Origin of the sequence: Cyanobium sp. T1B-Tous, assembly GCF_024345475.1 — a bacterium.
Taxonomy (GTDB): Bacteria; Cyanobacteriota; Cyanobacteriia; order PCC-6307; family Cyanobiaceae; genus Cyanobium_A.
The window spans coordinates 1-12,858 of sequence record NZ_JAGQBE010000029.1 but is presented as its reverse complement, the minus strand read 5'-3'; the positions used below and the strand labels follow the sequence as shown (position 1 = coordinate 12,858).

The window sequence follows — 12,858 nt, the reverse complement described above, 5'->3', positions numbered from 1 at the left end:
GCCACGACGGCCGGCAAGGGGGATGGGGAGCAAAACTAACCAGAGCTGTGCCATTGCGGTGCCCCAACCGATCCGTGCCCTGGTGGCACCCGTGCTGCTCACGAGCCTGCTGCTGCCCGTGCTGCAGCTGATGCGGCCCCAACTGGAGCAGCGGCTCAAAACCGTCTGCGTGGAGACCGGATCGTCCGGCAATGCCGCCCTGGCCGCCAAGCTGGAAGCCCCCTGCACCCAGCTGGCCAGGCCCACCAGCCAATGCCTGGTGCAGGAAACCGCGGACAGCGGCCGCAGCCTGGCCATTCTGGGGGACATGATTCGGGGCGACCTTGGCGCCGACAGCGAAGTGGTGGTGAAACGCTGCCTGGCCAAGATGCTGGGGCTACCGGCCGACAGCCTCCAGGCCGTCCCGCTCAAGGAGCTGGCTCAAGGCTTCGCCAAAACACGCCGGTAGCGCACCAGCAGCTCGTCACCGGGCAAACGGCGGTGCTCCTCCAGCTGCCAGGTGCTCGCCTGAACGGCAGCCTGCAGCGGCACCCAACTGTGGGGCCCACCCAGCAGGCGGGGGCAGAGGGTGAGCTGGAGTGCATCGATCCAGCCTCCCGCCAGCAGGCCAGCCGCCAGGTTGGCGCCGCCCAGCACCACCAGCCGCTCCAATCCAGCGGCCTGAAGGGCCGCCAGGGCCCCAGGCCAGCCCGCGTGGTCCAGCTGACGCTGAAATCCTTGCTGCGGCAGCGCCCCTGCTGGGGCCAGCAACCAGCGCTCCAGGGGCTGCTGCCAAAAGGGGAGATCGGCGGCAAAACGCGCCGTGCGGCTCACCACCACGGCCACCGGCTGGTGGCCGCGGCCGGAAGCCAGCCGCTGGGCCAGCAGGTCGGGAGCATGGATCAGGCAGGTGCTGCCGTGGCGCCGCACGGTTTCCGCTCCGATCAAGCAGCCATCGGCCCAGGCCAGGGCCTCCTCCAGCACCCGACGATCCCCGCTGCCACCCAGCTGGGCCGCACCGCCCTCCGGGGGAGCCAGCCGGCCGTCCAGGCTCACGGCCAGCACGAGTCGCAGGCTGGGCACCTTCAGGCCCGACACCGCCGGGGCTCAGCCGGCCACCAGGGCTTCCAGGGCCGCGGGCACCATCTCAAGCTGGGGAGTTTCGGCGAACACCTCGGCGGCGTTGTTGGGGCTCTCCTGCAGGCGCACCTTGTGCAGCCGGGCACCGGTGGCGGCGATCGGGCCGGTGAGCAGATCGACGATGTGCAGGGCGATGTTCTCGGCGGTGGGCACGGTGCTGGCGAAGTGCTCCACGTCCTTGTTCAAGAAGGTGTGGTCGAAGGGCTCCACCACCAGGTCGTCGACGAGCTGCTGCAGGGCCGCCAGATCACACACCATGCCGGTGCGGGCGTCGATCGGGCCGCGCACGGTCACGTCCAGCAGGTAGTTGTGGCCGTGGCCGTGGGGCCGGGCGCACTTGCCATAGATCGCTTCGTTCTCCCCCTGGGAGAGCTCGGGCCGGGCCAGGCGATGGGCGGCGGCGAAGTGGGTGCGGATCGAGAGGAAGGCTTCCATGGGAGTCGGGGCGGATGGGGGAGCGAGCAGGTCGACCCAGAGGGTGTCGGTTTCGTGCAGACGCAGCCCCATCAGGGGCAGCTTGGGGGCCAGGCGGGTCCAGATGGCCTGGCAGAGGGCTTCGGTGGTGGGCAGCCGGCCCTCCGGGCGGCTGAGGTCGAACTCCGGCCAGGCCTCGTTGAGGAAGCGAAAATCGAGCTGGGCCGTCACCTCAGCCCGAATGGCGTGCTTCACCTCCGAGAGGTTGAGCACCATGCCATCGCCATCGAGGGGCCCACCCATGGCCACGATCAAGGTGTAGTTGTGGCCATGGCCAGGGGCCAGGCTGCAGGGCCCGAAACGGGCTTGGTTGTCCTCCGCACTCAGCTCCGGCAACCAATAGAGGTGACTGGCACTGAAGGTGGCCCGCCGCGTGATCACGCAGGGCCTGCCCCGGCCATGGCTAGAGGCGTTCTGGGCTGGAGAACTCCCTTGGGCGGGTGCAGTGGCCGTCATCGCCCTGGGCTGGAGGCCCTCCATCCTAGAAACGGGCCCAGGGCCCCGGCGTCCATGCCAATGACTACCCCGCCATGACCACCCCCTCCCACCATGCCCTGGCCCAGCGGCTGCAGGGCCTCAATCTGTATCTGGTCGGCATGATGGGGGCCGGCAAAAGCGCCGTGGGTCGCCCCCTGGCAGAGGCGCTGGGCTATCGGTTTCTCGATGCCGATGACGCGCTCCAGCAGGTGGCGGGACGCACCATCCCAGACATTTTCGCCAGCGACGGGGAAGCCGGGTTTCGCGACCTGGAAACGGCGGTGCTGGGTCAGATTGCCAGCTGGCACTCCCTGGTGGTGGCCACCGGCGGAGGGGTCGTGACCCGACCGGAGAACTGGGGCCACATGCGCCAGGGCGTGGTGGTGTGGCTCGATGCGCCCGCATCGCTGCTACTGGAGCGCCTCCAGGCCGATCCGACGCCGCGGCCCCTCCTGGAGGCCGAAGACCCCAGCGCTCGCCTCGGCGAGCTGCTGGGCCAGCGCCAGCCCCTCTATGCCCAGGCGGACCTGCATGTCCAACAGGGCGGAGATGGGCCCGCGGAGGTGGCCCTCCAGGTGCTGGCGGGCCTGCCATCCATCCTCAAGGATCCGGCGGCAGCCCCTCCGTCCCCGATCAGCCTGCGCCAGGCCGACGGCACGATCACCCCATCCCTCAACTGAGCCAGCCTGCGGCGATCAGCCGGGAGGCTCGAGCCGCACCGCAAACCACTGGATCGCGAGGCCCGGGGCGAGCTCCAGCTCGCAGGCCGTCTCCAGGAGGCGCTGGGCGCGCTCCGCGGCAGTGGGCAGGGCCGCCAGATCCGCCGGCACCACCTCCAGGGCCTCGAGCTGCTCCGCCAGCCAGTGCAGGGTTTCGGCCGCCGTGAGGATCCGCTCCCCCCCCACCGGCTCCAGCACCACGTAATGATCAAGCTCCCGGAGGAGGGGATCGGACATGGCAGGAGCCCTACTGGCCCCCATCCTGGCGCTGCTGCTGGCGCTCAGCCCAACCGCCCTGGCGGAGCGGGCCACCCAATGGCCCGACTGGCGCCTGCCCGCTCCCCTCGGGCGCCCCTCCAACCGACCGGGGCGCCAAGACCTCGCCTACCCCACCTGGATGGCCGGCCAGTGGCAGGTGCACAGCGACGACCTCTCCTACCAGGTGCGGTTTGCGCCCAACGCCAAGGGCGCGGTGGTGGGGGATCGGGCCTACAACGCCACCGCGATCGGCCGGGCCCTGCTGGGGGAGGCCCTGCTGCAGGTGGCCAACGACCCCACCAACCCCAACCGCCAGATTGCCGTGCTGGCAGGCGATCAACGGCTGGAATCCACGGTGGTGGGGCGCCACAGCGCCCAGCCGGATCCAACCCACTTCTGGGCCGACGAGCTGGCCCTCCAGGTGCTGCACGGCCCCGGCGATCCGCGGGTGAGCCGGGTGGAAACCCTGAGCCGCTATGCCCTGGGCCCGGACGGCACGGTGAGCGCCGAGCAGTGGCAGGCCAGCTATCCCTCCCCGGCCCTGGGGTTGGCGGCGACGGCCAGCAGCAGCGGCCACTACCGGCTGGAGCTCACGCCGCTCAACCCCGGCCCGCCTCCGTTGCAATCCGATCCCGCCAGCTGAACAGGGGCTCCAGCAGGGGATGGTCGGCGATCCCGCTGACCCCCAGGCCCGCCAGGGGGGCTCCGCTGCTGGCGGGAAACTTGAGCAGCCCCAGCTGGGCCGCCACGGCCAGATCGGCCAAGGAGAGACGGTCGCCCACCAGGTAGGGCTGGTCGGTCACCAGCAGGGCGAGCTGCTCCAGGTTGGTCTGCAGCTGCTGGCGCTCGGCCGTTCCCACCACGCTGACCAGCGCCTCGCCCATGCCGGCCATCACCCCTGAGGGCAGGTTGCTGACGAGCTGGCGCAGGGGGCCCGGGGTGGAATCGGGCAGCAGGGCCGTGCGCAGCAGGGGATCCACCGCCGCCGCCTGCACCAGGGCCAGCCGGCAGCCCGCCGCCAGGGCCGTATCGGCCCAGTCTTCAATCAGCAGCACCCGGGCCCGCTCGGCCGGTGCCGCGGGCAGCAAGGGCACGTCAGGATGGTGCCGCTCGAGGTAGAGCGCAATGGCCGTGGAATCGGCGATCACCTCCGCGCCATCCACCAGCACCGGCACCTGCCGCTGGCCGGAGAGGCGGAACAGCTCGAGTTGGCCGATGCCGGGGGTGACCTCCACCACGGTGTAATCGAGGCGTTTGGCGGCGAGCACCAGCCTCACCTTCTCGCAGAAGGCGGAATGCCTGAACTGGTGCAGCTGCATGCGTCAAATCCGGCCTCTGGGCGGCAGAGTAGCCAGCACGCAGCAGGCACCGACCACCCCGGGCGATGAAGGACTTCTTCCTGAATGTGACGCGCTACCCGCGCTATCTGGTGGCCTTTGGCCTGGGGGTGGCCAATTCGGTGTTCGAACCCCTCGCCGCCCGAGGCCGCAATCCGGTCACGGCGGTGGCCCTGATCGGGGCCGGCGTGAGCGGCATGCTCAGCCTGGGGCTGATCCTGCGTGCGATGGTGAACCCAGCACCACTGGCATAGCCATGGCACAGAGCCGACGGGTGGAGCGGGTGGCCTCCCTAATCCGCCGCGAAGTGAGCGAGCTGCTGATCGGCGGCATCAAGGACGAGCGGGTCAGCCAGGGGATGGTGAGCGTCACCACGGTGGAAGTGGCCGGCGACCTGCAGCACTGCAAGATTTTCGTGAGCGTCTTCGGCAGCGAGGACGACCGCAGCCAGGCCATGGAGGGGCTGCGCTCCGCCAGCGCCTTTGTGAAGGGCGAGCTCGGCCGGCGGCTGAAAATGCGCCGCACCCCCGAGGTGGTGTTCGTGCTCGACCGCGGCATTGAACGGGGCACCTCGGTGCTGGGCCTGCTCAACCGGCTGGAGGAAGAGCGGCAGGAGAAGGGCGAACCGGCCGAAGCCAGTGAGCTCTGAATCCGCGCCCCAGCCTGACCCGCAGCCCGCGTCAGATCCAGCCCTGCTGCGGCTGATCCACCAGCTCCTGGTGGTGCGGGCCAGCGGCAAGCTGGCCGACCATCAACGGGGCTATCCCCGCTGGGAGCTGACGAATGCGGAACTGCAGGAGCTGCTGGAGGCGGGGGTCGGCGGCGTGATCCTCCTGGGCGGCAGCGCAGCTGAGGTGGCCCTGCGCTGCGCCCAGCTGCGCCGCTGGGCCGGCCAACCGCTGCTGCTCTGTGCCGATGTGGAAGAGGGCGTGGGCCAGCGCTTTGACGGGGCCACCTGGCTGGTGCCGCCCCTGGCCCTGGGGCGCCTCTACGGACGGGAACCGAAGCGGGCGATGGCCCTGGCCGAGCGCTATGGCCAGTGCACCGGCCGGGATGCCCAGGCCCTCGGCCTGAACTGGGTGCTGGGCCCGGTGTGCGACGTCAACAACAACCCCGCCAATCCCGTGATCAACGTGCGGGCCTGGGGGGACGACCCGATGGCGGCAGGGGCGCTGGCAGCGGCCTTCATCCGCGGAGCCCAAGCGGAGGGGGTGCTCACCTGCGCCAAGCACTTCCCCGGCCACGGGGACACCAGCAGCGACTCCCACCTCACCCTGCCGCTGCTGCCCCACAGCCGGGAGCGGCTGGCGGCCATTGAGCTGCCCCCGTTTCAGCAGGCGATCGCCGCCGACGTGGCCTCGGTGATGACCGCCCACCTGATGCTGCCCGCCCTCGATCCCGACCGGCCCGCCACCCTGTCGCAGCCGGTGCTCACCGGCCTGCTGCGCCAGGAGCTGGGCTTTGGCGGGTTGATCGTCACCGATGCCCTGGTGATGGAGGCGATCGCCGGCCACTACGGCGCCGGGGAAGCGGCGGTGCTGGCCCTGGAGGCCGGCGCCGACCTGGTGCTGATGCCCGCCGATGCCAGGGCCGCCATCGCGGCCATCGCGGCAGCGGTGCAGAACGGTCGGCTGAGCCGGGGGCAGCTCGAGGCCAATGCCGAGCGCCGCCAGCGGGCCCTGGAGCGCTGTGGGGACCACTCGGCGGCGGCCAGCTCCAACCCCGAAGCCGCGGCCCAGCCGGATCAGGCCCTGGCCCTCGAACTGGTGCGCGCCACCCTGGAGGCCAAGGCACCTGCCGCGGGCAGCGCCGGAACGGCCAGGGCTGCCGAGGCCAGCCAGCCCGGCATCAACCTGATCCGCCTGGACACCGCCTTGGCAGCCCCTTTCCTGCCAGCCACCGCCCCGGCCCTGGCGCGGCCCGAAGCCCGCGGCTGGCGCAGCGTGCTGCTGGAGAGCCGCAGCCCGAGCCTGTGGAGCGGCATCCCCACAGCTCCGCTGGCGCTGGAGCGCCTCGGCCCGGGGCCGGTGCTGCTGCAGCTGTTCGTGCGGGGCAACCCCTTCCGGGGCAGTGCCGGCAGCGCCGAGGCCTGGCCGGCCGCCCTGCGCCAACTGGCCGCCGCCGGGCGCCTGGCTGGCTTGGTGGTGTACGGCAGCCCCTACCTGTGGGAAGAGCTGCGGCCGCTGCTGCCGGAGGGCGTTCCGGGGGTGTACAGCCCCGGCCAGATGCCCCTGGCCCAGGCGGAAGCCCTGAACACCCTGGGCAGCGCCCTGGGGCTGGGGGACACTGGCAGCAGCGCCGGCTTCACCGACTGACGCTCCCCCTGCGCCTTCCGTCCGGTCCGGGCCCATGCTCAGCCTCTCGATGATCGTGCGCAACGAAGCCGAGCGGCTGGAGCGCTGCCTGCGCTCGGTGGCGGGATTTGTGGACGAGATGGTGCTGCTCGACACCGGCTCCAGCGACGCCACGGTGGCCATCGCCGAGGGGCTGGGGGCCGTGGTGCACCACCTGCCCTGGCCGGGGGACTTCGCCCCGGCCCGCAATGCGGCCCTGGAGCACGTGCGCGGCGACTGGGTGCTGGTGCTCGATGCCGATGAGTGGCTCCTGGACGGGGCCCGCGCCCCGCTGCAGTCCCTGATGACGCAGCCAGATCTGCTGCTGATCAACCTGCTGCGGGAGGAGCGGGGTGCCGCCCAGTCGCCCTACTCCAACGTCAGCCGTCTGTTTCGCCGCCATCCGGCCATCCACTGGAGCCGGCCCTACCACTCGATGGTGGATGACAGCGTGCTGGCCCTCCTCGAGCAGGAACCCCACTGGCGCCTGGCCGATTGCGGGGTGCCGGCCCTGGCCCATGACGGCTACAGGCCCGAGCTGCTGGCCAGCGGCGCCAAGGCCGGGCGGCTGCGGCAGGCCATGGAGGCCGACCTGGCCGCCCACCCCGGCGACCCCTACGCCTGCGCCAAGCTCGGCAGCCTGGAGGTGAGCGAAGGCCACCACGAGCGCGGCATTGCCTTGCTGGAGCAGGGGCTGGCCCACTGCCCGGCCAACCGCCATCCCGAGCGCTACGAGCTGCTGCTGCACCTGGCCATGGCCCAAAGCGGCAACAACCCTGCCCGCGCCAGCCAGCTCTACCGCCAGGCCCTGGCCCTGCCCCTGCCGCCGCGGCTCACCCTGGCGGCCCGGCTCAACCTGGCCGCCCTGCTGCAGGAGTGCGATGCCCTGAACCAGGGCGCCCTGGAGGAGGCATGCACCCTCTGCCGCGACGCCACCAACGCAGCCCCGGAGCTGGCCCTGGGCTGGCTGCACCTGGGGCTGGCCGAGCGGCGGCGGGGGCGCATCCCGGACGCGATCACGGCCTATCGCGCCGCCCTGCAGCGCGACCCCAGCCTGGCCGCAGCCCAACAAAACCTGGCGGTGGCCCTGCTGCTCAGCGGCGACATCGGCGGGGCGCGGCTGGCCTTTCGCCAGGCGATCGCCCTGCTGAACCAGCAGAACCGGAGCGCCGAAGCCGAGGCCTTGCGCCTTCAGGCCGGCACGATGGTCAAGCTGGACGACTGAGCCCAAGATCCCGCCATGGCCCTGGCCCCCGAGTTGTCCCTAAGCGGCCGCACCGTCGCCGTGACCCGGGCCGAGACCCAGCTGGGGGAAGCCCGGCGCCTGTTTGAAGCCGCCGGCGCCTCGGTGGTGGACCTGCCGGCCCTGGTGGTGACCCCCCCGGATGAATGGGGCCCCCTCGACGACGCCCTGAGCGAGCTCGACGACTTCCACTGGCTGGTGTTCTCCAGCGGCAATGGGGTGGAGGCGGTGGAGCAGCGGCTACGCCGACTGGGCCGCTGCCTGGCGCGCCGGCCGGCCCACCTGAAGATCGCCGCGGTGGGTCGCAAAACCGCCGCCCAGCTGGAGGCCCTCGGCGCCCCCGCCGATTTCATCCCGCCCAGCTTCGTGGCCGACAGCCTGCTGGACCATTTCCCCGCCTCCGGCTGGGGGCTGCGGTTGCTCCTGCCGCGGGTGCAGAGCGGTGGCCGCACCCTGCTGGCGGAAGCCTTCGCCGATGCCGGGGCCCGGGTGGTGGAGGTGGCGGCCTACGAAACCCGCTGCCCGGAGGGCCTGCCCAGCGCTGCCGTGGCGGCCCTGGAGCAACGACGTCTCGACGCCATCACCTTCAGCAGCGGCAAGACGGTGACGCACACCTGCCGGATGCTGGAGGCGGCCTATGGACCCAGCTGGCTCGCCAGCCTGGACGGGGTGGCCGTGGTATCGATCGGGCCCCAAACCAGCGAGCGCTGCCGAAAGCTGCTCGGCCGGGTGGACCAGGAGGCCGATCCCCACGACCTGGAGGGGCTGGTGGAGGCCTGTGGCCGCTGCCTCAGAGCTCAGCCGTCACCGACTGACCCGCTTGGCGCAGGGTGAGGCGGCCCTTCTGGACGTCGATGCTGGCCACACTCCAGCCATCGGGGAGCAGGGTGGTGGTGCGGCCGCCCCTCTGACCGACCCGCAGGGTTCCAGACTCGCCGGAGAACTGCACCAGGGCCTCCGGCGTGCCCCCGGAACGGATCACCCCGTTGAACACCAGACCTTGGGGCAGGGTGAGCGCGGGACGCACCCCACTCTGGGCGCTGGTGGTCTGAAGGGGCGCGAACGGATCCACCCGGCCTGAGGAGACGGAGGCCACCACCTGGTCAGCGCTGGGCAGCGGAGTGAGCCCGGCCACGGGTCCCGGAGCGGCGACAGGGGCCGCTGCCACGGGTGCTGGGGGTGGAGACGGCGGAGGCTGGCTGCTGACGTCTGGAGGCGTCTCTCCGCCGCAGGCGGCCAGCAAGAGGGCCACACCGAGGAGAACGCCAGGGGACTTAGCGGTCACTGCTTTCAAGACTGGGGCTTTCAGGGTTGCGGCTTTCAACGAGGTCACGGAATCGGTCAAGGTTCGCCTGCAGCTCCTTGGTGACAATTCCACCCAGGATGCTCGGTTCCATGAGCGGTGCCAAGACCCCCGGCAACTCATAACTCACGCTCAGCTTCACCGCTGTGAGTTCGGGCGCCTGGGGATAGAAGCGGACAGCGCCCTTGGTGGGCAGCCCGCCGACGGACTCCCAGTGCAGTTGCTGGGCCTCCACCCGCTGGGTGATCCGGGCCTTCCAGTGAAAGCGGAAGCCCTGGGCCGCCAGGGTCCAATCGGTCAGATCGGGATCTTCCAGCGTCACCACGGACTCGATCCAGCGCATCCACTGGGGCATGGCCTCCAGATCACTCCACACCTCCCACACCTGCTGCACCGAGGCCTGGATCTCCGTGGTGACGCTGTGCTCGAGCCAACGGCCCATGGAATCTCCTACGCGACAGAGGTGTTGGTAGCCAAAGCAGCCTGGCGGCCCAGGATCGCCGCCGCGGCCAGCCTGCCACTCATGGTGGCGCCTTCCATCGAGTCGATGTAGTCCTGCTTGGTATAGCTGCCGGCCAGAAAGAAATTGGCCACGGGCGTGCGCTGATCGGGCCGGTAGGGCTCCATCCCCGGTGCTTCCCGGTACAGCGACTGGGCCAGTTTCACCACGTTGCTCCACACCAGGGTCAGGTTGGCGGCGGAGGGGAAGAGGGCGCGCACCTGGGCATCGGTGTGGGCCACGATCTCTTCGGTTTTCTTGGGGATCCAGGGGTCACCGGGGGTGAGCACGCACTGCAGCAGCGAGCCCAGCCCCTCCTTGCGGTAGTCCTCCGGGCTGGCCAGGGCCAGATCGGCGAAGCAGCTGAAGTCGGCGTCGGCGGTGTAGAGGAGGTTGTCGAGGCCGCTGGGGCGGCTGAGGTCGGCCCGGGCGGCCTGGGCTTCCGGGCTATCGCCCAGTTCCGTCACCCAGCCGTCGTAACGCAGCTGCACGGTGGCCACCGGCACGGCTTCCAGCTTGTAGATGGCTTCAAACAGGGGCCAGCGGCGCCAGGCCTCCGGGATCATCCGCTGAATGCCCGGCACATCACAGGCCGCCAGGTAGGTGTCCGCCTGCACCTGAATCTCCCCATCGGGGGTGCCGAGGGTGAGGCCAGTCACGCGGGTTTCGCCAGCCACCGCGTCTTCAAAGTGCACCTCCGTGACCCGGTGGCGCAGGTGCAGCTGGCCGCCGCGCTGCTGGATGTAGTCGAGAATCGGGCCGGTGAGCCAGCGGTGGGGCGAGCCCTTGAGCAGGTTGAGCTTGGAGGCCTCGGTTTTCGCCGCAAACATCATGAAGATGGTGAGCATGCAGCGGGCTGAGATCGCCTCGCAATCAATGAACCCGAGGGCGTAGGCGATCGGGTTCCACATCCGCTTGATGCTCTGAACGCTGCCGCCGTGGCCCACGAACCAGTCCTGGAAGCTGATGCGATCGAGGGCCCGGATCGTCTTCATCGCGCCCTCGTAATCCACCAGGCCCCGCACGATCGGGCTGGTGCCCAGGGCTAGGGCATTGCGCAGCTTGTCGATCCAGTCGAGCTGGGGGGTGGTGAAGAAGGCCTTGAGGCCGTTGAAGGGGGCGCCAAGAGCAAAGCGAAAATCCAGCTCGCGCAGATCGCCGCCGGTGTTCACGAACAGGTGGGTGTGGTCTTTGGGCAGCAGGTTGTCGAGGGCGCCGACCTTGCGCAGCAGGGCAAAGAGGTTGGCGTAGTTGAAGAAGAACACGTGCAGCCCCATCTCGATGTGGTTGCCCCCCTCATCCACCCAGCTGCCCACCTTGCCGCCCAGAAACGGCCGGGCTTCATAGAGATCCACCTGGTGGCCGGCATCCACCAGATCCACCGCCGCCGCCAGTCCGGCCAGCCCTGCACCCACGATGGCGACGCGCACCCTGCTCTCCTTTGGTGTGCCGACTCTATGGAGCGAACCGCTGGCCTGAGGGTGCTGGGGCCGCAGCGACAGCCCCAACCCACCCTGCCTACAGTTCAGCCACGATCCATTACCGCGAACGCGGCAGCGCCATGACGGCTCCCTCCACCACCGCTCCGGCCACCCACACCGGCCGGGATGGCAAGGGCATTCAGGTGACCGAACCCGCCATGAAGCAGCTGGCCGCCCTGATGGCCCAGCAGGGTGCGGGCAAGGTGCTGCGGGTGGGGGTGCGCTCCGGGGGCTGCAGCGGCATGAGCTACACGATGGATTTCGTGGCGGCTGAGGAGATCCGCTCCGACGACGAGCGCTACACCTACGAACCGGCCGATGCCCCCAGTTTTGAGGTGGTGTGTGATCCCAAGAGCTTGCTCTACATCTACGGAATGCAGCTCGACTTCTCCACGGCCCTGATCGGCGGCGGCTTCAACTTCACCAACCCCAATGCCAGCCAGACCTGCGGCTGCGGCAGCTCGTTTGCGGTGTAACACCCGCCGGGTGGCAATCTGAGGGCACGACCAGGCCCGCGCGCGCATGACAGCCACCGATGCCCCCTCGCTGTTCGAGCAGGCCCTGCAGGGCTACCACGATGGGCGCCCCCTGCCCGAAGTGATCGCCAGCTTCCAGCAGATCACCCAGCAGGAGCCGCGCCTCTCCGCCGGCTGGACCTGCCTGGCCTGGTTGCAATTGCTGGACGACCAACCCCAGGAAGCCCTGCGTTCCGCCAAAACCGCGGTGCGCCTGAACGGCCAGGACCCCCAGGCCCGCATCAACCTGAGCCTGGCCATGCTCGAAACCGGCGCCAAGGGGGTGCGGGAGCACGTGGAGATCGTGCAACGCGTGATGGTGATGGCCCCGGAGATGGCCGAAGACCTCAACGCCGCCATCGCCGACGGGCTCCAGCGCAAACCCGGCTGGAAGGCCATGGAGAAGGTGAAGGCCTGGCTGGCGGGTTGAAACCGGTTCTGCTGGTCAGCAACGGCCACGGGGAAGACCTCAGTGGCGCCCTAGTGGCGGCCCAGCTGCTCCAGCGGGGCATCCCCGTGGAAGCCCTGCCCCTGGTGGGCCACGGCTCCCCCTACCGGCAGCTGGGCATTCCTGTGCTGGGCCGCACGCGCAGCTGCAGCACTGGGGGCCTGGGGTACACCAGCCTGGCGGGACGCCTGAGTGAGCTGGTGGAGGGCCAACTGCTCTATGTGCTGGGGCGCCTGCTGCTGCTGCGGCGCCGCCGCCAGGCCTACGGCCTGGTGCTGGCGGTAGGTGACGTGCTGGCGGTGCTGGGGGGCTGGCTGTCGGGCTTGCCCACCGCCGTGTACCTGGTGGCCTACTCCAGCCACTACGAGGGCCGCCTGCGGCTGCCCTGGCCCTGCGGCTGGCTGCTGGGGCGGCCGGCCATCCGAGCCATCTGGAGCCGGGATGCCCTCACGGCCAGCGACCTCAGCCAGCAGCTGGCCCGGCCCGTGACCTTCCTGGGCAACCCCTTTCTGGATGTGGTGAGCGGCCCCCCTGCGGATCAGCCTCCCACCCCCCCCTCGAGCCCTCCATCAAGCAGCCCAGACCAGGAGCCGCAACTGCTGCTGGTGCCCGGCAGCCGCCTGCCGGAAGCGGCCCGCAACCTGCAACGGAT

Annotated in this window: 17 protein-coding genes and 1 pseudogene; 11 read left to right on the top strand and 7 right to left on the bottom strand. The window is 70.4% G+C overall.

Translation table 11 applies throughout. The features are described 5' to 3' along the window. Positions 1–22 precede the first annotated feature (22 nt). On the top strand, positions 23–448 hold the full coding sequence (locus tag KBY71_RS08330) for a hypothetical protein (protein ID WP_254928463.1): 426 nt from the start codon (positions 23–25) through the stop codon (positions 446–448). On the opposite strand, the gene KBY71_RS08325 is transcribed toward KBY71_RS08330, so the two are convergent. Both KBY71_RS08325 and KBY71_RS08320 read right to left on the bottom strand, forming a co-directional pair. Then, positions 421–1,068 carry a dihydrofolate reductase family protein gene (locus KBY71_RS08325; RefSeq protein WP_254928477.1) on the bottom strand — a complete coding sequence of 216 codons (648 nt, stop codon included), beginning with the start codon at positions 1,066–1,068 and terminating at the stop codon, positions 421–423. The two genes, KBY71_RS08330 and KBY71_RS08325, sit on opposite strands and share 28 nt — an antisense overlap. 18 nt (positions 1,069–1,086) lie before the next feature. Then, on the bottom strand, positions 1,087–2,049 hold the full coding sequence (locus KBY71_RS08320; protein ID WP_254928462.1) for a 6-carboxytetrahydropterin synthase: 963 nt from the start codon (positions 2,047–2,049) through the stop codon (positions 1,087–1,089). Between the two features lie 74 nt (positions 2,050–2,123). Here KBY71_RS08320 and KBY71_RS08315 point away from each other — a divergent pair, with 74 nt between their 5' ends. Beyond that, positions 2,124–2,750, top strand: coding sequence for a shikimate kinase (locus KBY71_RS08315; RefSeq protein WP_254928461.1), 627 nt, complete (start codon positions 2,124–2,126; stop codon positions 2,748–2,750). A gap of 15 nt (positions 2,751–2,765) precedes the next feature. Here KBY71_RS08315 and KBY71_RS08310 read toward each other — a convergent pair whose 3' ends face one another. Next, positions 2,766–3,026: a chlororespiratory reduction protein 7 gene (locus KBY71_RS08310; RefSeq protein ID WP_254928460.1), complete on the bottom strand. Its 261-nt coding sequence runs from the start codon at positions 3,024–3,026 to the stop codon at positions 2,766–2,768. Between KBY71_RS08310 and KBY71_RS08305 the strand changes: the two genes are divergently transcribed. After that, positions 3,025–3,690, top strand: coding sequence for a DUF6816 family protein (locus KBY71_RS08305; protein WP_254928459.1), 666 nt, complete (start codon positions 3,025–3,027; stop codon positions 3,688–3,690). The genes KBY71_RS08310 and KBY71_RS08305 overlap by 2 nt on opposite strands. Here the strand turns inward: KBY71_RS08305 and KBY71_RS08300 are convergent. Continuing rightward, a complete protein-coding gene (locus KBY71_RS08300; protein ID WP_254928458.1) occupies positions 3,647–4,366 on the bottom strand; it encodes a glutathione S-transferase family protein in 720 nt (239 codons plus the stop codon). The two genes, KBY71_RS08305 and KBY71_RS08300, sit on opposite strands and share 44 nt — an antisense overlap. A gap of 65 nt (positions 4,367–4,431) precedes the next feature. On the opposite strand from KBY71_RS08300, the gene KBY71_RS08295 reads away from it, so the two are divergent. From KBY71_RS08295 to KBY71_RS08275, 5 genes are read left to right on the top strand one after another with little or no spacing between them, the layout of a single operon-like run. Continuing rightward, positions 4,432–4,638 carry a DUF751 family protein gene (locus KBY71_RS08295; protein ID WP_190390023.1) on the top strand — a complete coding sequence of 69 codons (207 nt, stop codon included), beginning with the start codon at positions 4,432–4,434 and terminating at the stop codon, positions 4,636–4,638. 2 nt (positions 4,639–4,640) lie between these two features. Beyond that, positions 4,641–5,033 carry a 30S ribosome-binding factor RbfA gene (gene rbfA / locus KBY71_RS08290; protein WP_254928457.1) on the top strand — a complete coding sequence of 131 codons (393 nt, stop codon included), beginning with the start codon at positions 4,641–4,643 and terminating at the stop codon, positions 5,031–5,033. Next, positions 5,023–6,699: a glycoside hydrolase family 3 N-terminal domain-containing protein gene (locus KBY71_RS08285; protein WP_254928456.1), complete on the top strand. Its 1,677-nt coding sequence runs from the start codon at positions 5,023–5,025 to the stop codon at positions 6,697–6,699. The genes rbfA and KBY71_RS08285 overlap by 11 nt, the downstream gene beginning before the upstream one ends. Positions 6,700–6,733: 34 nt before the next feature. Next, the gene (locus KBY71_RS08280; protein WP_254928455.1) at positions 6,734–7,942 is read left to right on the top strand and encodes a TPR domain-containing glycosyltransferase; all 1,209 of its coding nucleotides are present in this window, start codon (positions 6,734–6,736) and stop codon (positions 7,940–7,942) included. A gap of 15 nt (positions 7,943–7,957) precedes the next feature. Next, on the top strand, positions 7,958–8,794 hold the full coding sequence (locus tag KBY71_RS08275) for a uroporphyrinogen-III synthase (protein ID WP_254928454.1): 837 nt from the start codon (positions 7,958–7,960) through the stop codon (positions 8,792–8,794). Here KBY71_RS08275 and KBY71_RS08270 read toward each other — a convergent pair. The 3 genes from KBY71_RS08270 to zds all read right to left on the bottom strand — a co-directional run bounded on the left by KBY71_RS08270 (position 8,751) and on the right by zds (position 11,192). After that, positions 8,751–9,128 (bottom strand): hypothetical protein, encoded by a 378-nt coding sequence (locus tag KBY71_RS08270; RefSeq protein ID WP_254928453.1) that lies wholly within the window; start codon positions 9,126–9,128, stop codon positions 8,751–8,753. The two genes, KBY71_RS08275 and KBY71_RS08270, sit on opposite strands and share 44 nt — an antisense overlap. Before the next feature lie 106 nt (positions 9,129–9,234). After that, positions 9,235–9,705 carry an SRPBCC family protein gene (locus KBY71_RS08265; protein WP_254928452.1) on the bottom strand — a complete coding sequence of 157 codons (471 nt, stop codon included), beginning with the start codon at positions 9,703–9,705 and terminating at the stop codon, positions 9,235–9,237. An 8-nt stretch (positions 9,706–9,713) separates the two neighbouring features. Continuing rightward, on the bottom strand, positions 9,714–11,192 hold the full coding sequence (gene zds / locus KBY71_RS08260) for a 9,9'-di-cis-zeta-carotene desaturase (protein ID WP_254928451.1): 1,479 nt from the start codon (positions 11,190–11,192) through the stop codon (positions 9,714–9,716). Between the two features lie 131 nt (positions 11,193–11,323). Between zds and KBY71_RS08255 the strand changes: the two genes are divergently transcribed. From KBY71_RS08255 to KBY71_RS08245, 3 genes and pseudogenes are all read left to right on the top strand, one after another. Further along, positions 11,324–11,719 carry an iron-sulfur cluster assembly accessory protein gene (locus KBY71_RS08255; RefSeq protein WP_254928450.1) on the top strand — a complete coding sequence of 132 codons (396 nt, stop codon included), beginning with the start codon at positions 11,324–11,326 and terminating at the stop codon, positions 11,717–11,719. 46 nt (positions 11,720–11,765) lie between these two features. Further along, the gene (locus KBY71_RS08250; RefSeq protein ID WP_254928449.1) at positions 11,766–12,188 is read left to right on the top strand and encodes a hypothetical protein; all 423 of its coding nucleotides are present in this window, start codon (positions 11,766–11,768) and stop codon (positions 12,186–12,188) included. Then, positions 12,185–12,858, top strand: a pseudogene (locus KBY71_RS08245) (hypothetical protein); the annotation flags it as partial. The gene KBY71_RS08250 and the pseudogene KBY71_RS08245, both read left to right, overlap by 4 nt.